We start from the raw sequence: 16,034 nt of genomic DNA on the forward strand, positions 1-16,034 counted from the left end.
TACGGAAGTCCCGCCGTATTTCTGCACGAACAAACTCATAACTTTCTGTGTTTCCTTAGCTCCAGGCCAAGTCCGCGCACCACCCGAAATCGTGCAGGCGCGCACTTAATCACCAAACTTCGGCGAAATCAACTTCACACGCTATTTATGGCGCCAAATTGACCGAAATCAGCTTTTTAGGGCGTTCTCTACCCATACAGGCACTTCTTGCAGCATACCTGGCAGAGCCGAAGCGTCGGTGCCCCCCCCCTGCGCCATATCGCTGCGACCACCGCCCTTGCCGCCAATCTTGCCAGCAGCAAAACGCATCAAGTCTCCCGCCGATAAGCGGTCGGTGAGGTCTTTAGTCACTGCCGCAATCAGGGCAACCTTTTCCTCTCCCGGCGCCGCCAGCAATACAACTCCGCTGCCTAATTTGCTCTTCATTTGGTCAGCCAGGTCACGCAAAGATTTAGGGTCGGCGCCGTCGATTGATGTGGCCAACAGTTTAAAGCCCGCAATCTCTATTGCCTGGGCACTGAGGTCTCCACCAGCACCACTGGCCAGCTTAGTCTTGAGTTGCGCAACTTCCTTTTCCAACTTGCGGTTATTGAGCAGTAACTGCTCTACCTTATCTGCAAGAGTGTCCGGGCGCGCCTTGAGGAGAGCCGCAACATGCTCCAGCCGCTGCTCAGCGCGGTCAAATTGTGACAGCGCATGCGCACCGGTGACCGCCTCAATACGTCGCTGGCCGGAGGCGATGCCACTCTCGCTGACAATACGCAAAAGACCAATATCCCCCGTGCGTTTCACGTGAGTGCCACCACACAGCTCTACAGAAAAAGTCCTGCCCTCTACAGCGCCCATAGAGAGAACGCGCACTGTATCGCCATACTTTTCACCGAACAGTGCCATGGCACCCATTTCTTTGGCTGACTCAATGTCTGTCTCGCAGGTATCAACCGGTGTGTTCGCGCGAATCTGCGTGTTCACCAGGGATTCGATCGCGTGCAATTGCTTGGCGGTGACCGCTTCCGGGTGGGAGAAGTCAAAACGCAAACGCTCGGAATCCACCAATGAGCCCTTCTGGGTTACGTGCTCGCCAAGCACTTTGCGCAGAGCGGCGTGTAGCAAGTGAGTCGCAGAGTGATTCAATGCCGTTGCCTGGCGCACATCCGCTGACACCTCAGCAGTGAGCCGCTCACCAACAACTACTGTTCCCTGCAGCAGCTTGCCGGTATGTAAATGATGACTGCCCTGCTTGGTGCAATCACGCACCTCAAAACGGCCCGATGCGGCCTTTAGATAACCGCTATCGCCAACCTGACCACCTGACTCAGCGTAAAATGGCGTACGATCGAGGATTACCACGCCTTCTTCCCCATTCTCCAGACGCTCAACCTGATCTCCGTCTTTGAGAATCGCGGTTACTGTGCCTTCTGCTTCGGTGGTTTCGTATCCAAGGAACTCCGTGGCACCTTGCAGATCCAAAGCTTCGGTATAATCCTGCTTAAATTTACCGGCGGCACGGGCCCGCTCACGTTGAGCTTCCATGGCGGCTTCATAACCCGCCATATCCAGAGATAGGCCGCGCTCGCGGGCGATGTCCTGGGTTAGATCTGTAGGAAAACCGTAGGTATCGTGTAAGGTGAATACCAACTCACCCGGCACCTCACTCCCCTCGAGAGTGCTCAATGCACTCTCAAGCAAAGCCATACCTTTATCCAAGGTCTTGGCGAATTGCTCCTCCTCTTTGCGCAGTGCCTGCTCAATCAGCGACTGCTTCTCACGCAATTCTGGATAGGCCTCTCCCATCTGCTCTACTAGAGCGCTCACTAACTTAAAGAAGAAGACTTCTTTGTGGCCCAACTTGTGCCCATGACGCACTGCCCGGCGAATAATACGGCGCAATACAAAGCCACGACCTTCATTGGAAGGCATAACACCATCGGCAATCAAGAAGGAGCAAGAGCGAATATGATCAGCGATCACACGCAGAGACTTTTCCTCTAGGTTATCGCAACCAACAATGCTACTGGCTGCTCGTAACAACGCCTGGAACAGGTCAATTTCATAATTTGAGTGCACGCCCTGCATAACAGCGGCGATACGCTCCAGCCCCATCCCGGTATCGACAGAGGGTTTAGGCAGCGGGTGCAGCTCGCCGTCCGCCGTGCGCTCGTACTGCATAAATACCAGGTTCCAAATCTCGATATAGCGATCGAGATCGTCGTTGTCGGAACCAGGAGGGCCACCGGGTACATCTTCGCCGTGGTCAAAGAAAATTTCTGAACTGGGACCACAGGGGCCGGTATCACCCATTTGCCAGAAATTATCCTCATCAAGACGGGAGAAGCGCTCAGGGCTCACCCCAACTTCCTTTTGCCAAATATCGGCTGCTTCATCATCGCTGATATGCACGGTTACCCACAGGCGCTCTTCTGGCAAGTTCAGCACCTTGGTGAGGAAGTCCCAGGCAAAACGGATGGCATCGCGCTTAAAGTAATCACCGAAGCTGAAATTACCCAGCATCTCGAAGAATGTGTGGTGGCGCGCGGTATAACCTACATTTTCCAGGTCATTATGCTTACCCCCAGCACGCACGCAGCGCTGCGAACTAGTGGCCCGGTTGTAGGGACGCTTTTCCTGACCGAGGAAGGTGTCCTTAAACTGCACCATGCCGGCGTTGGTGAATAGCAGGGTCGGGTCATTGCCCGGAATCAAGGAGCTTGACGGCACCACAGTGTGGCCCTGTTCGGCAAAGTAATTCAGAAAGGCGTCGCGAATCTGTGCGCTTTTCATCCGGCGTAATTCCACTTCGTTAGTTGAGAGTTATTGAATGACACCGGTGACGCGGTGTCTCGTCTGTCCCGCTACTGTGCAAGCCCCTGCTCGGGCATGGTTTGTTGAGCCAGTAGATGGACATGCAGGTGAAATACGGTCTGCCCCGCGCTTCGACCATTGTTGACGACAAGTCGAAATCCCTCTAATCCCAGCTTTCTGCCAAGTTCAGCGGCCACCCACATCAAATGGCCGAGCAGAGCCTTGTCATCGCTATTGGCGTCAAACAAGTTAACCAGGGGTTTACGCGGGATAATGAGGAGATGGGTCGGGGCTTGTGGCGCCCGATCCTCAATAACGATACAAAGATCGTCCTCGTAGATTTTCTCGTTCGCTATTTCGCCCGAGATAATTCGACTGAAAACGCTGGGTTCACCCATTGGTTTATTTTTCCAGCTTTTCCTCAGCAGTCAGCTGACGCGCCTCGGATTCCAGCATCACCGGGATGCCGTCTTTTATTGGATAGGCCAGACCGCTAGCTTTACACACCAGCTCCTGGGTCTCCTCACGGTACTCAAGCGGCGCCTTGCTTACCGGACACACTAACAGGCTCAGTAACTTCTTATCCATGTTCCACCCCACTATTTCCCCCTGGCGTAACAAGCAGGGGGCAAAAATGACCGCGTATCATACAATGCTTCATAGGGTTTTTCACGGCATTCGCCAAGGGTTACAACCAGCATGGTTGTCTGCCCCTTGTTTTTATCAAGAGACGACAGACCCCGCCTGCGGTTCGTAGGATTTTAAATGACCAAGCAGCAGATCACGTGCTAAACGCCCCTCTTCGACCTCATTAAAAAGCTCGTGATAAGCCTTGGGAAAGCAGTGCAGCATTTTGCCGGCCGAGCCCATCCGCCCAAACCACTCACGACTCACTCCAACATCCACCAGCCGATCGGATTCCGGCAGTAACATCAGGCAAGGCACCAGTAATCGCTCCAGATTAGTGGAGAGAAACTCCCGCTCGCGCAGAAATGTCTCAAACCAGCGCAGTGAAACCCCTCGATGCGTTAGCTCATCCTCACGGTAAGCTTCAATTACCGCAGAATCCCGACTCAACCACTGGCTATCTATCCTGCTGGAAAGCACTAGCCCTGGGAACATCTTTGCCAGTATCAGCACCAGCCTCAACTCGAGTCCCGAAGGCTCCTTAGCCCCGCGGAAACCCGGTGCTGATAGGATGAGGCTATCTACTGCCCCGTAGCGAACGGCACTGCCACAAGCGACCACTGCCCCCATACTATGCCCTAACAGATGCAGCCGTGTGCCGGGGTTACCACTTTTGACCAGGCAGATAAATTCATAGAGGTCCTCGCTATAGAGCGAGAAATCCTCTATGTGCCCCCTCTTCCCCTGGGACAAACCATGACCATAATGGTCCGGCGCATACACACTGAAACCTGCCCGATTAAGATGTGCCGCTAAATTAACGTAACGGCCGCTGTGCTCACCCAGCCCATGGGAAATCACCACAGTTCCCCGCGCGCCTTCAACCCACCAGCGGCGGTAATGCAAACTGATGTTTCTTGTTAAAAATTCCATTGTCGCAGCCCACTTTCCTTATTGTTTTGTCGCGCTTTGGTCACCCCTAACCCTCCCCCTCAAGGCTATCGCGATACTTACCCAACATAGCCAGATGATTCATACATGCTCGCTTAACCAAGGCTCTCTGCGCCATTTCAATATTTTCCAGCTTGCCATGCCAAGTCGCTAACGCCGGCTGTTGCAATGCCCTCCCATAGGAGAAACTCAACTGCCATGGAGCATTGTTAAGCTGGTTAAGGGCATTAAGGTTTTCTGTAGCCTCTTCCGGGCCCTGTCCACCAGAAAGAAAATTGATACTGGGCACTGCGGCAGGCACACTGCGACGCAGGCTGCGCAAAGTGTACTCAGCCACTTCTTGCGGCTCCGCACTAGGCAACTCTGCTCCAGGAGTGACCATACTCGGCTTAAGCAACATCAACTCCAAAATAACACCATGACGATTCAAGGCATGAAAAACACTGCTCCAAACCTGTTCGTTAACAGTCGCGGAGCGTTCGAGACTGTGATTGCCGTCCATTAGCACTTCCGGCTCAACAATGGGCACCACCCCCTCAGACTGGCAAACGGCGGCATACCGAGCCAACATTTCCGCGTTAGCAGTAAGCCCCAACTCAGTGGGGTTGTGAGCACTCACGGGATACACTTCCCGCCACTTGGCAAATCGCGCTCCCTGCGCCTTATATTCCCGCAAGCGTTCGATAAGGCCATCGAGCCCATAGGTGATCATGTCCCCCTCCGCGCCGGGAAGAGGCCCCTTGCCTTTATCAACTTTAATACCCGGTAGAATCCCCTGTGCCGCCGCCACCTCAGGCAAAGGCGTACCACCTCTATCACTCTGACCGAGCGTTTCCTCAAACAGAATGACACCACAAATAAAGTCCCCAAGCCCCTCACTCGACAGCAGGGCCGCACGGTAATCTCGGCGGTTTGTTTCGGTTGATTCCACCCCTACAGCAGAAAAGCGCTTGGCGATAGTTCCGCTGCTCTCATCTGCAGCCAGGATTCCCCGACGACCATCGACCAGAGAATCTATCGTTGCTTTTAACTCATCGTGAACTGTCATAAAAACACCTCCATGTGCCAAAACCCAGTCAAGGATAGACGCTTAAATTAGAATGCTTTGCAGGCTGCAACTGCTCGCTTCCAACCCGTCAGTAGGGAATCCCTTTTTTCTGCTGGCATTCCCGGCAGAAAATCGCGCTCAATCTCCAGCAGACGCTCCGGTAGCTGGTGAAAATGCCAGAGACCACTGCCGATCCCCGCCAATAGCGCCGCGCCGATTGCCGTGGACTCAATCTGTCTGGGGCGCTCTACACGCAGATCGGAAATGTCGGCCTGAAACTGCATCAAGAAATTGTTCGCGCTTGCCCCGCCATCGACACGCATATGGCTGATATCAACCTTTAGAGCCTCTTCCATAAGCCGCGCCAACTCATCACTCTGGTAGGCGATGGACTCAAGAGTGGCGCGAACCACTTCAGCCCGCCCCGCACCCCGGCTCAAGCCACACAAAGTTCCCCGCGCCGATGAATCCCAGTGTGGTGCACCCAGGCCGCTAAACGCCGGCACTAAATACACTCCGCGGGTATTGGGAATGCTCTGCGCAATAATCTCGCTATCGACAGCCCGCTGAATCAATCCCATTTCATCACGCAGCCACTGTATTGCTGAACCCGCGGTAAATACTGAGCCCTCAACCGCATAGCCTGGTAATCCATGGGGGTCACAAGCGATTGTGGCCAGCAGGCCGCGAGGCGGTTCAGGGTGTTTTTCGCCGGCATAGGCCAGCATAAAGCAGCCAGTGCCATAGGTATTTTTGAGATCTCCTGGGTTCGTACAGCCTTGCCCAAACAGCGCCGCCTGCTGATCTCCAGCCACCCCACAAATAGGTGCACTGACGCCAGCAAAAGCTGCTGGATCCGTATCGACAAAATATCCGGCAGACGACCTGATTTCTGGCAGAATCGACTCAGGGCACTCAAAAAGAGCCAGCAACTCTGGATCCCAGCTTTTCTCCTCCAAGTTATAAAGTAGGGTGCGACTGGCGTTAGTATGATCAGTCATGTGCGCGCGGGCACCGCTCATCTTCCAGATCAACCAGCTGTCTACCGTGCCAAAACACAGCTCCCCCTTGCGAGCACGGGCCTGTAGATCCGGCTGCTCTCGAAATAGCCACAGCAGCTTACTGGCAGAAAAGTACGCGTCCAATAGTAGTCCGCTGCGTGCGCGCAGCCATTCGAACTTTCCTTCTGTGGCAAACTGCGCACAAATATTTGCTGAGCGCCGACACTGCCAGACAATTGCCCTATGCACTGGCTCGCCTGTGTGGCGATCCCACAGGATCGTTGTCTCTCTTTGGTTAGTGATACCAACCGATTTGATTTCGGATGCATAAACATCAGCACGCTGCAGGGCAGCCGTGCAGACACGTTGGGTGACTTGCCAGATTTCCTCAGCATCCTGCTCGACCCATCCAGGCTCTGGATAATAATTGGGGATCTCTGAGTAACTGCGCCCCACCAGGGTACCGCTACTATCAAAAACGAAAGCCGTGGTGCCTGTAGTGCCCTGATCAATAGACAGGATCATAAAGTCTCTCGCGCTTATTATTCTTTCTCTCATTACCCTAAGCCTGAGGGAAAGCATTACCTTTGCGCCTCAAGCAAGCATGAGAGTATAAGCGTGATTACTCTTCGTCCAGCGCCCAGCTAATAGCATCTGAAGAGAAACCGCGGTAAGACAGGTAGCGTTGGCGACGTGCGCGCTCCTTCAGTTGCTGTTCCCGCGGCAACGCCAAATCAATTGACGAGCGATATTTGCGCTGTAGCTGCTCATGGGCCAGGGAAAACCAGTCCACCTCTAACTGCTCTAAGACCTGGGATAAAAGCTCTGCGGAAATGCCGCGCTGTTGTAATTCCAGGCGGATACGCAAGGGCCCCTGACCACGCTGAACACGAGAACGGGCAAAAACTTCGGCAAAGCGCTGATCAGACTGGTAGTTGAGCTCTTGCAAGCGCGCGAATAGCGCATCGAAGTCGGCATCGGGGAACTTACCCACCAGCTTCCGCCTCAATTCCAAACGGGAGTGCTCGCGGCGGGTAAGCAGCTCAAGCGCCGCGCCGAAAAGCGCTTGAGCGGGGTCGGCGGTGAAAGCCGCCTTAGAGGAAAAAGACACTTACTCTTGGGGCAGTTCGGCAGCCTCTTCAGGGCTGGCCGGAACCAGATCGCCTAACAGCTGTGCGCGCAGCTGAGCCTCAATTTCATTGCGGATATCGGGGTTATCACGCAGGAACTTGGTAGCATTGGCCTTACCCTGACCAATCTTATCACCCTTGTAGCTATACCAAGCGCCCGCCTTATCAACCAAGCCCAGCTTCACACCGTAGTCGACAACCTCACCAATCATATTGATGCCTTCGCCGTACATGATCTGAAATTCAGTCTGTTTAAAGGGCGGAGCCACCTTGTTCTTCACCACTTTCACGCGGGTCTCGTTACCCACTACTTCATCGCCATCTTTTACCGAGCCGATGCGACGGATATCCAAACGCACGGAGGAGTAGAACTTAAGAGCATTACCACCGGTAGTGGTTTCCGGGGAGCCGAACATTACACCGATCTTCATACGAATCTGGTTGATAAAGATCGCTAAGGTATTGGTGTTCTTGATATTGCCGGTCAACTTACGCAGTGCCTGGGACATCAGACGAGCCTGCAAACCTACGTGGGAATCTCCCATCTCTCCTTCAATTTCAGCGCGCGGTGTCAAGGCTGCAACGGAGTCCACAACCAATACATCCACAGCACCGGAACGCACCAGCATATCTGCCACTTCCAAGGCCTGCTCGCCGGTATCTGGCTGGGAGACGATCAACTCATCAACATTTACACCGAGCTTCTCGGCATAAATGGGATCTAGGGCGTGTTCTGCATCCACGAAAGCACAGGTACCGCCTTTGCGCTGGGCCTCGGCGATCACTTGCAGGGTCAGAGTGGTTTTACCAGAGGATTCCGGGCCATAGATCTCAACGATACGGCCGCGGGGCAGGCCGCCTATCCCCAGCGCCACATCCAGGCCGAGAGAGCCAGTGGAGATTGCGGGGATACGCTCGCGCTCCTTATCCCCCATACGCATCACTGTGCCCTTGCCAAACTGGCGTTCGATCTGCGACAGCGCCGCTTTCAATGCCTTGTCTTTATTGGAATCCATGACCGTTCCCGTATATCTGAGCTGTGTTGAGTGGGGCAAGCTTATCGAAGGATTACTGTATAGGCAACCAGTAATTCCAGCGCAATCAGTACCAATCTTCCCAACACGGTTACACCGCTCTCAATTCTGCACAACCCCGCTATCACACCAGTAAACTGACCAGGTAGATCACCTTTAAACAGGGTGTTCCTCCAAGATCTTCAGCATCCCTTTGAGAGCCTCCAGCACCGTTTGTGCCTGAACTGTGGCCCGATCCCCTTTAAAGTGGAAACACCGAGCATCAATCTGAACCGGTTCCTGCCCTTCCGCATGAGCCCAGGCAATCCACACAGTACCGACTGGTTTCTCTTCGGTACCACCACTGGGACCAGCAATACCGCTTACCGCCACGGACAGGTTGGCATCCATCATAGCCAGCACTCCACAAGCCATTTGCCGGGCAACTGGTTCGCTGACCGCACCAAACTGTTTTAGGTCCTTCGCATCCACCCCTAACACACCGTGCTTGATGCGATTGGCATAACTAACGACTGAACCATCAAACCAATTGGACGCATTGGGAATAGAAGTGATCGCCGCGGCAATCGCACCACCAGTGCAGGACTCCGCAGAGGTTACAAGCCAACAGCGCTTTATCAATTCCTCACCAAGCTGCTGTGCCAAACTTAATATCTCGCCATGATCAGCCATTTTTCTACCCGCGTATCATTTCTCAAGGTACTCACTCGCCAGGAGCAACCCGCACATCACCTTATATTATGCCAACTGAACGCAACCTCCACTAACAAGACCGCCATCCGCTGCACCAAGCAATGGCGTATAGCCATCCATAGACCTACAAGCAGCAAATGAAAATAACATTACCGTGCCAGCCTAAAAAATTACTGAAGCGGTACTACAGCCTCTGTAGATTCAAAAAACTACCTCCCTTTTAATCAAGACATAACTACCCACAAAAAAGATGTAACTCTTCTAGTCCGGCACGCCCAACACATAAACATCCTCATAGGTTTTAAAAGTGCGGAAAATATAGCTACAGGACAAAGAAAAATGCATGGTACTAACCTCGTGCGATAAGCAGGACTGAGCACGCGATAAAGGGGGAAAGCACTCACCCAAGAATAACCCGCTATTTGTTAGGCTTTATTCGTCGATAAAAAGATCAACGATACCCCTTTGATAGCCAAAAAAGAATAAAAAGCTATGCGAATAAAACAATCAGTGATGGTTATGACTATCCTGGGAAGCTGCGCTTCTCCATTAATCAACGCAAAAACTTTAATCTGGGAAGATAATTTTGAAGGAAACAGTATTAATAAATCCGTCTGGACTTACGATGTAGGCAGTTGGGGCTGGGGCAATAACGAACTACAAGACTACACAGGCAATAGTAATAACGCCTATATCGAAGAGGGTAATCTGGTTATTCAGGCACAACGCAATACTGATGGCAGTTTTACATCTGCCCGCCTGAAAACGATTGGTCGACTCTCTTATCGATACGGTACGATTGAGGCCCGCATCAAACTACCTGATCTCAACGCCGGTCTCTGGCCGGCTTTTTGGCAGCTCGGTAATAACTATGGGCAGGTCGGCTGGCCCGCATGCGGTGAACTGGATATTCTCGAAGCCGGCATGGCCGAGGCGCTCGAAAGCAGCAGTGTCAATTCAGCGATTTCCAGTGCCTTCCACTGGCATCATGAGTCCGATGAATACACAGGACAAGCGGATTACGGTCAAAGTAAAAACCTCATCAAAGATTTTGGCTACAGTAGGGATTTAACCGAGGGTTACCATATTTTTGGTATGACTTGGACACCCGACCATATTACGATGTGGGTGGACGATGAAGCCAACGAAATTATCAACATTAACAGTGAAGACCCGGCGTTTGATGAGTTTCGTCAAGAGCACTTCCTGATACTCAACCTCGCTGTGGGCGGTATTTTCCCACAGATTTTTAGCAATGAAGAAATCACTGCACCGATGCCCGCCAAAATGTATGTGGATTATATCCGTATCTATGATAACGACGATAATAACTACAACACAGAAATCACCCTGGCCGAAGACAAGGCAAAATTAGGCAACCTAGGCATATACGGTGACGGTGAAGAGATTTCTGAGTCTTTGCAGCTTGGCACCGATACCGAACTCTATATCTGGAACAATATGGAATCCACCGCAAGTGTTGATGACAATGAGGCCTTGGAATTTAATATTGACGCTGGCGATTGGTTTGGCATGGGTTTTTGGATGCACTACGACCTAAATATGATGCACTATCAAAATGGTCACTTAAACTTACGTATCAAGACCAGCAGCACTGAAACGATTGGGATTGGTATCGCCAGCACTGGCAGTGGTAGCGATAGTTGGGTTGATTTAATCGATGGCGGTGAAGACTATGGGTTAAAACGAGATGGACAATGGCACTTGGTCAGCATTCCGCTAAGCAAATATGCTGTGGACTTCCACACCATTAGCCAGACCATAATGGTTCGTGGTGACGCACCTGCAGAGGGGTTCACCTTGGCCATTGATGAAATTTACTTCAGTGAGGGAGAGGCAAAGACTATCCCCGCTGGCATTTTTTCCGTATACAGTGAAACGCTCGAAGCCGATTCGACTTTTAAGCTGGGTAGCGATGGCAATTTATTCGTGTGGGAAAACACCCTGCTGGAAGTCTCTCAATCACCATTCGAAGGCGAAAAGTCCCTCTCCTACCAATCCTCTGGAGCCGGCTGGTTTGGCATGGCATTTACCGCCAACAGCTACCACGACCTATCCGCTTACGATAACGATAGAGCCACACTAAATTTTTTCCTTAAAACCAGCAGTGACACCCCTTTTAAAGTCGGCATGAAGAGTGGCAGCATCAATAATGTTGAACAAAAGTGGATCGAATTTAACAAAAACCCTGATCCCTATGAATTTGTCCGTGACGGCCAATGGCATCAAATATCCATCCCAGTCAGCGACTTCAGCGATGAAGTGGATATGTCCAACGTGATTCAGTTATTTGAAATATTAGGTGTAGAAGGAGATATCACTAATATTGAGATCGATAACATCTATTTTTCCAGTGAAGCCTCTGGATCTCACTGTCAGCACCCACCCCACAAGTGCCATCCACATCACGGGCGACAGGAGCAGCCTAAAAGAAAGTGCAAGCCCTGCAGCCCTCTAAGTGACTTCAGTAATAGTGACTTCAGCAATGATCAGCTCTGTAACTATCGACTGGGAGGTCATCAACACCGCTGTCTAGACTCTGCTGGAGAATAACGATGACAGCCACCGGACAATATCCAGTCCCTGTACGGATTAAGTAACCACAAACGTCAACACTCAATCAGTGTAAACTGCAACTACCCTACTTAAAAATTAATTGTACCAAACGGAGCACAGCGTACAGATTACCTAACTGAGAAACCAACGCCTTCTGGACGGTCTGGGCAGCATCTTAATGATGATACCCAGTTTATTATCTGATTGTGAGGAAAGTTATAAAATTTCAATTAAATCGCACAAAAGGGTATATATACTCTGCACTCAATCATTTAGAGAAATATAAACCAAAAAAACAGCTATCGATAACCCATTGCTGATATGGAGCGCCCTTGATTCAGGTAGCTACTATACAGTTCAGCTACAGGGGTTGGCAGCAATTCGGCCTCCACTACCTCAAAGCCCAGCGACAAATAAAAAGACTCTAAGTGGATATAGGGAAAGGTATAGGTATTCCTGTCAAACCTCTTAGCCAGGAGTGCTAGCAATAAACGCGCGACTCCCCGCCCCTGGTACTCAGGGGCCACCGCAACCCCTGCAAGTAATTTAAAAGATTCATATCTACGCAGGTAGCCACAGCCAATCACCTCACCTCGCTCGTTACGCACGACTGCACAATCTTCATGTCGCTTGGCTTTGCCACGAAATCCATGCATGCGATAGAATTTGTTCGCTAGCGGAATCTCAATATCTGCCAACCATTGAACCTTATAAGAAGGCTGCGTAACTCCCATAAACCTGCCTGTACTCAGTAGTCGAAAAATGCCCAGAGAAACCTGCAATACTTGCCTGCGCCCACCCAATGTTTGCTATTGCAGCGCATTGGTTAGCCTAACAAGCACCATAAAAGTGGTGATCATACAGCACCCGCAGGAGGAGAAGCACCCATTCAATACAGGACGTATGGCACACCTATGCCTGAGTAACAGCGAAATGATGATAGCCGAGAGCCTATCGACCCATCAGCTAAATACTTTGCTTTGCACGCCCTCCGCCCTACTCTACCCATCCCTGGAATGGTTACCTGACAGTGGCGAGCTGAACTCTAATAATCACCAATCTAATAAAACTTCAAGTAAACAAGCACCTGTTAAGCAGCTGATCGTGCTAGATGCAACCTGGAAGAAATCCAAAAAAATTCTCCACCTCAATCCTCAATTGCAACGTCTTCCACGGATCAATCTTGGTGGGGGCCTAAAATCAAATTATGAAATCCGTAAAACTTCTGTAGCAGACGGGCTATCTACAATTGAAAGTATCGCCATGGCAATGCAATTGCTAGAGGGGAATAACAATTTTTTAAAATTGTTAGCGCCATTTGAAAAAATGGTTGAGCTGCAACAGAAGAGCTTTACATTTGAACCCGCGTGAATAACCAAACCCATGTTAAATTTCGTGTTAGGCCTAAACCTAACTATACAGGGTGTCTACTAAACGTGGGTAAGTCTTACACCTTACGCCGCGCTCTGGGGCAAACCGAAGCGCAGCGTAGGTTTGTCCCAGGCAGTGCCTGTTAGGCCACACCGCTCTGACTATAAATTGAATACTCGGCATGCGTTACCACTCAAGAAAAGCTCCTCCACATCTTCTCCCAACGCCAGCTCTGGAAGATTCTCGAGCGCTTTGGCGGGCATGATCATTGGGTAATTTGTGCCGAAGAGAACTTTGTTGCGGCCATGTCCTCGCATAAACTCGACTAGAGGCTGTGGGTATTTCTTAGCGGTGTACGCTGACGTGTCGATGTATACGTTTTCGTGCTTTGTAGCAACCGCAATAGCCTCATCTGTCCAAGGGTAGCCAATGTGACCACCGACGATTTTTAGCTCAGGAAAATCCAGGGCCACCTGATCTAGGTAGATAGGTCGACCAACCTCCGACGGCATGAGCGGCCCGGTGTGACCAATCTGGGTGCAGAACGGAACACCAAGATCACAGCATGCTGTGTACACGGGATAAAACCGGCGATCGATCGGCGGCACCTCCCAAATCCAGGGCAAAACCCGAATCGCTTTGAAACCTAGTTCGTTTACGCAACGTCGGATCTCTCGAACAGCCTCCATCGGCTTCGAGATGTCCACTGACCCCACGCCAACCAACCTGTCAGGTGCCTTAGCCATGAAACCTGCGACTTCATCATTGGAGATCATGACATTTCGGGGAGCAACCCAAGCCGATATCAGACTGCGATCCACACCACCTTGATCCATCATTCCGAGAGTCATCTCTATCGGGATTTCTGTTGTCGGCATAGGCATCTTCGTCCACCTGCGTAGCGACTCGAAGACTGGATCTTGCGAGTGCCGTAATGTTGGGTGCTGTGCCCAAGCATCAACAATCATCTACACTTCTCCTTTGCTGCATAACGCCGCACTAAGCGGCAAAACATTGTTGGCTAAAATAGTGAACGTAGTGAACAACAGCCAACTGTTTTTTGTCCGTTCTTGAGTGCTTTGTTATGTTTTACTACACTGTTTTATCAATTGAAAAAACTTACTAGCCAGTCGAACGTCAAAACGCTTGTAAAAACTTTCAAACCTACGAGGCCAACAAACAGAACTATTAAGGCTACTTTAAGTTTTTTACTTTTGATGTTATTCCAGAACAATAACTTAGCCTTAAATTCACTTTTTAACTCGGCTATATCTTCTTTCACACTAAATCCCTTTAGCCATCACAAATTTAAAATTGAAGCTAAGAATCAATAAAAACATAACGCCCGAAACAGGGGCTGCCAATGCTGTACACATTTTGTGCGAAACTGGGAGCGCAGCGATCCGCACAAAATGTGCACTGCGTTGGGCGTCCCGCGGAGGCCCGAAGGGGCGGAGCATCCTGCTTGCGTTTGGTATGAATTTAGCACGCCACTTCACGAATCTCTTCAATTACAGGTAACCCAGAAAAAATGCCGACTAGCCCAGACACATAGGTAGTCTTACCAATACACCCTTCCATCTCGGAGTGAACCCTGCCATTTCTAATTGCTGAGTCGGAGAATAACAGTAAACTCAATACGTTAGCTGGAGGCCGTGTCTATAAATTAACATGATCTTTTGATGGAATTAATACTAAAGCATTGCCTCTGGGTGGTTTGTACATATAATCGACAACTTGAACATGATTGCCATAGTAACTTTCAAACATACCGACAACCATAGGCACACCTCCTCGCATGAACCCGCCGGACGGCTTATTACTACAAGCGGTCAGCCCCAAGAGAACTAGAAGTAGTATTGATTTAGTATTTCTCATGAATTCATAAGCCGTGGTTTGGGGCTGACATGGAGCGCCAGCGGAATGGCAGTCCCAGCCGAGGCGACAACACCGCCTTGTTATGTGAGATTAAGGCTAATCTTGAAAATCCCATGGAATTTCCTTTTTAAATAGAGCAATAGTTTGCTCTACTAGCTCTAAATCAAGATCCTTTTTGTAAAGAGTAACTTCTCTAGTTTTTTTGGAGTCATCACGAAAAACCTCCAACACCATATCCTTTCCGGTGTATACCTCAACACCGATGCCATCCCTATCACTACCGACATCACTAGCTATTATGTACTTTTCAATTTTGGGGAATTCTTTGCTCATACTCTGGAACTACGTTTTCACTTAACGCCGCATTCAGGTCCGCCGTAGGCGTCACCTTGAATGCTTTGTTAGCTGCGTGCTGGTTGATGGAACTCTATAACATTGCCATCTGGATCTCTTATAAAGAAAAACTGAGCACCGTTGTATTCGGCTTCCCCTGTTATAGGAAAACCCAGAGCTTCGACGTTACTTTTGGCTGAATCATAGTCTGTTATTTCTAAAGCGATGTGCGTATAGCCTGGATATTTCATATCACCTTCCATTAGCACATTTTTCCTTGGTGCATCCTTTGAAGCATTAAGGATCAAGTTGATGTTAACTCCTGATGGATGCTCAACTATAGCTACTGGCTCAGGGCCAACTGGGCCGACTATAAACTCAAAACCTAGCTTGCCATAGAATTCACGAGAGACATCCAAATCTCTAACCCTCAATCCTACATGATTAATTCTGGTTATATCTTTCATCATCGTCCCTTGATATTGAGTGTAAATGATTCGGAGCAGCTAACGCCGCCGGCAGGGGCAGCTTACCTTGTACACACTTTGCGCGACAATGGGAGCGCAGCGACCTGTGCAAAACGTGCACA

General features: G+C 50.4%; 16 protein-coding genes (1 of these 16 running past the window's edge). 2 read left to right on the forward strand and 14 right to left on the reverse strand.

Going from position 1 to position 16,034, the window contains the following annotated elements; translation table 11 throughout:
- From MJO52_RS15270 to MJO52_RS15315, 10 genes are all read right to left on the reverse strand, one after another.
- On the reverse strand, nucleotides 1-39 hold the 5' portion of the coding sequence (locus MJO52_RS15270) for an aspartate kinase (protein ID WP_252082761.1). The gene continues 1,185 nt to the left of window position 1, outside the view; the window shows 39 of its 1,224 coding nt (coding positions 1-39); its start codon is at nucleotides 37-39; the stop codon falls past the left edge of the window.
- A 129-nt stretch (nucleotides 40-168) separates the two neighbouring features.
- Nucleotides 169-2,781 carry an alanine--tRNA ligase gene (alaS, locus tag MJO52_RS15275; protein ID WP_252082763.1) on the reverse strand — a complete coding sequence of 871 codons (2,613 nt, stop codon included), beginning with the start codon at nucleotides 2,779-2,781 and terminating at the stop codon, nucleotides 169-171.
- Between the two features lie 71 nt (nucleotides 2,782-2,852).
- The gene (locus MJO52_RS15280; protein WP_252082765.1) at nucleotides 2,853-3,200 is read right to left on the reverse strand and encodes a histidine triad nucleotide-binding protein; all 348 of its coding nucleotides are present in this window, start codon (nucleotides 3,198-3,200) and stop codon (nucleotides 2,853-2,855) included.
- Nucleotides 3,201-3,204: 4 nt separating this feature from the next.
- Complete coding sequence (locus MJO52_RS15285; RefSeq protein ID WP_152452364.1) at nucleotides 3,205-3,390, reverse strand: Trm112 family protein; 186 nt, start codon at nucleotides 3,388-3,390, stop codon at nucleotides 3,205-3,207.
- Between the two features lie 135 nt (nucleotides 3,391-3,525).
- On the reverse strand, nucleotides 3,526-4,362 hold the full coding sequence (locus tag MJO52_RS15290; RefSeq protein WP_252082767.1) for an alpha/beta hydrolase: 837 nt from the start codon (nucleotides 4,360-4,362) through the stop codon (nucleotides 3,526-3,528).
- A gap of 46 nt (nucleotides 4,363-4,408) precedes the next feature.
- Nucleotides 4,409-5,428, reverse strand: a complete 1,020-nt coding sequence (locus MJO52_RS15295; RefSeq protein ID WP_252082769.1) for a class I fructose-bisphosphate aldolase — start codon at nucleotides 5,426-5,428, stop codon at nucleotides 4,409-4,411.
- Between the two features lie 47 nt (nucleotides 5,429-5,475).
- Nucleotides 5,476-6,954 carry a glycerol kinase GlpK gene (gene glpK / locus MJO52_RS15300; protein ID WP_252082771.1) on the reverse strand — a complete coding sequence of 493 codons (1,479 nt, stop codon included), beginning with the start codon at nucleotides 6,952-6,954 and terminating at the stop codon, nucleotides 5,476-5,478.
- 97 nt (nucleotides 6,955-7,051) lie between these two features.
- Nucleotides 7,052-7,540, reverse strand: coding sequence for a regulatory protein RecX (locus MJO52_RS15305; protein WP_252082773.1), 489 nt, complete (start codon nucleotides 7,538-7,540; stop codon nucleotides 7,052-7,054).
- A complete protein-coding gene (gene recA, locus MJO52_RS15310; RefSeq protein WP_252082775.1) occupies nucleotides 7,541-8,575 on the reverse strand; it encodes a recombinase RecA in 1,035 nt (344 codons plus the stop codon).
- 174 nt (nucleotides 8,576-8,749) lie between these two features.
- The gene (locus MJO52_RS15315) at nucleotides 8,750-9,265 is read right to left on the reverse strand and encodes a CinA family protein (RefSeq protein WP_252082777.1); all 516 of its coding nucleotides are present in this window, start codon (nucleotides 9,263-9,265) and stop codon (nucleotides 8,750-8,752) included.
- A gap of 513 nt (nucleotides 9,266-9,778) precedes the next feature.
- On the opposite strand from MJO52_RS15315, the gene MJO52_RS15320 reads away from it, so the two are divergent.
- A complete protein-coding gene (locus tag MJO52_RS15320) occupies nucleotides 9,779-11,860 on the forward strand; it encodes a glycoside hydrolase family 16 protein (RefSeq protein WP_252082778.1) in 2,082 nt (693 codons plus the stop codon).
- A 302-nt stretch (nucleotides 11,861-12,162) separates the two neighbouring features.
- On the opposite strand, the gene MJO52_RS15325 is transcribed toward MJO52_RS15320, so the two are convergent.
- Nucleotides 12,163-12,597 carry a GNAT family N-acetyltransferase gene (locus MJO52_RS15325; RefSeq protein WP_252082780.1) on the reverse strand — a complete coding sequence of 145 codons (435 nt, stop codon included), beginning with the start codon at nucleotides 12,595-12,597 and terminating at the stop codon, nucleotides 12,163-12,165.
- A gap of 28 nt (nucleotides 12,598-12,625) precedes the next feature.
- Here MJO52_RS15325 and MJO52_RS15330 point away from each other — a divergent pair, with 28 nt between their 5' ends.
- Entirely contained in the window at nucleotides 12,626-13,234 is a 609-nt protein-coding gene (locus tag MJO52_RS15330) for a tRNA-uridine aminocarboxypropyltransferase (RefSeq protein ID WP_252082781.1), read from the forward strand.
- 161 nt (nucleotides 13,235-13,395) lie between these two features.
- Here MJO52_RS15330 and MJO52_RS15335 read toward each other — a convergent pair whose 3' ends face one another.
- From MJO52_RS15335 to MJO52_RS15345, 3 genes are all read right to left on the reverse strand, one after another.
- Nucleotides 13,396-14,202, reverse strand: a complete 807-nt coding sequence (locus MJO52_RS15335) for an amidohydrolase family protein (RefSeq protein ID WP_252082782.1) — start codon at nucleotides 14,200-14,202, stop codon at nucleotides 13,396-13,398.
- A 1,006-nt stretch (nucleotides 14,203-15,208) separates the two neighbouring features.
- Nucleotides 15,209-15,445 carry a hypothetical protein gene (locus tag MJO52_RS15340; RefSeq protein ID WP_252082784.1) on the reverse strand — a complete coding sequence of 79 codons (237 nt, stop codon included), beginning with the start codon at nucleotides 15,443-15,445 and terminating at the stop codon, nucleotides 15,209-15,211.
- Between the two features lie 68 nt (nucleotides 15,446-15,513).
- A complete protein-coding gene (locus MJO52_RS15345) occupies nucleotides 15,514-15,912 on the reverse strand; it encodes a VOC family protein (RefSeq protein WP_252082786.1) in 399 nt (132 codons plus the stop codon).
- Nucleotides 15,913-16,034 lie beyond the last annotated feature (122 nt).

This window comes from Microbulbifer variabilis (genome assembly GCF_023716485.1).
Taxonomy (GTDB): domain Bacteria; phylum Pseudomonadota; class Gammaproteobacteria; order Pseudomonadales; family Cellvibrionaceae; genus Microbulbifer; species Microbulbifer variabilis_B.

Excerpts from the sequence above, each read along its gene's own strand:
- alaS (WP_252082763.1), bottom strand. The coding sequence starts at position 2,781 with ATGAAAAGCGCACAGATTCGCGACGCCTTTCTGAATTACTTTGCCGAA.
- MJO52_RS15280 (WP_252082765.1), bottom strand. The coding sequence starts at position 3,200 with ATGGGTGAACCCAGCGTTTTCAGTCGAATTATCTCGGGCGAAATAGCG.
- MJO52_RS15285 (WP_152452364.1), bottom strand. The coding sequence starts at position 3,390 with ATGGATAAGAAGTTACTGAGCCTGTTAGTGTGTCCGGTAAGCAAGGCG.
- MJO52_RS15290 (WP_252082767.1), bottom strand. The coding sequence starts at position 4,362 with ATGGAATTTTTAACAAGAAACATCAGTTTGCATTACCGCCGCTGGTGG.
- MJO52_RS15295 (WP_252082769.1), bottom strand. The coding sequence starts at position 5,428 with ATGACAGTTCACGATGAGTTAAAAGCAACGATAGATTCTCTGGTCGAT.
- glpK (WP_252082771.1), bottom strand. The coding sequence starts at position 6,954 with ATGATCCTGTCTATTGATCAGGGCACTACAGGCACCACGGCTTTCGTT.
- recA (WP_252082775.1), bottom strand. The coding sequence starts at position 8,575 with ATGGATTCCAATAAAGACAAGGCATTGAAAGCGGCGCTGTCGCAGATC.
- MJO52_RS15315 (WP_252082777.1), bottom strand. The coding sequence starts at position 9,265 with ATGGCTGATCATGGCGAGATATTAAGTTTGGCACAGCAGCTTGGTGAG.
- MJO52_RS15320 (WP_252082778.1), top strand. The coding sequence starts at position 9,779 with ATGCGAATAAAACAATCAGTGATGGTTATGACTATCCTGGGAAGCTGC.
- MJO52_RS15325 (WP_252082780.1), bottom strand. The coding sequence starts at position 12,597 with ATGGGAGTTACGCAGCCTTCTTATAAGGTTCAATGGTTGGCAGATATT.
- MJO52_RS15330 (WP_252082781.1), top strand. The coding sequence starts at position 12,626 with ATGCCCAGAGAAACCTGCAATACTTGCCTGCGCCCACCCAATGTTTGC.
- MJO52_RS15335 (WP_252082782.1), bottom strand. The coding sequence starts at position 14,202 with ATGATTGTTGATGCTTGGGCACAGCACCCAACATTACGGCACTCGCAA.
- MJO52_RS15340 (WP_252082784.1), bottom strand. The coding sequence starts at position 15,445 with ATGAGCAAAGAATTCCCCAAAATTGAAAAGTACATAATAGCTAGTGAT.
- MJO52_RS15345 (WP_252082786.1), bottom strand. The coding sequence starts at position 15,912 with ATGAAAGATATAACCAGAATTAATCATGTAGGATTGAGGGTTAGAGAT.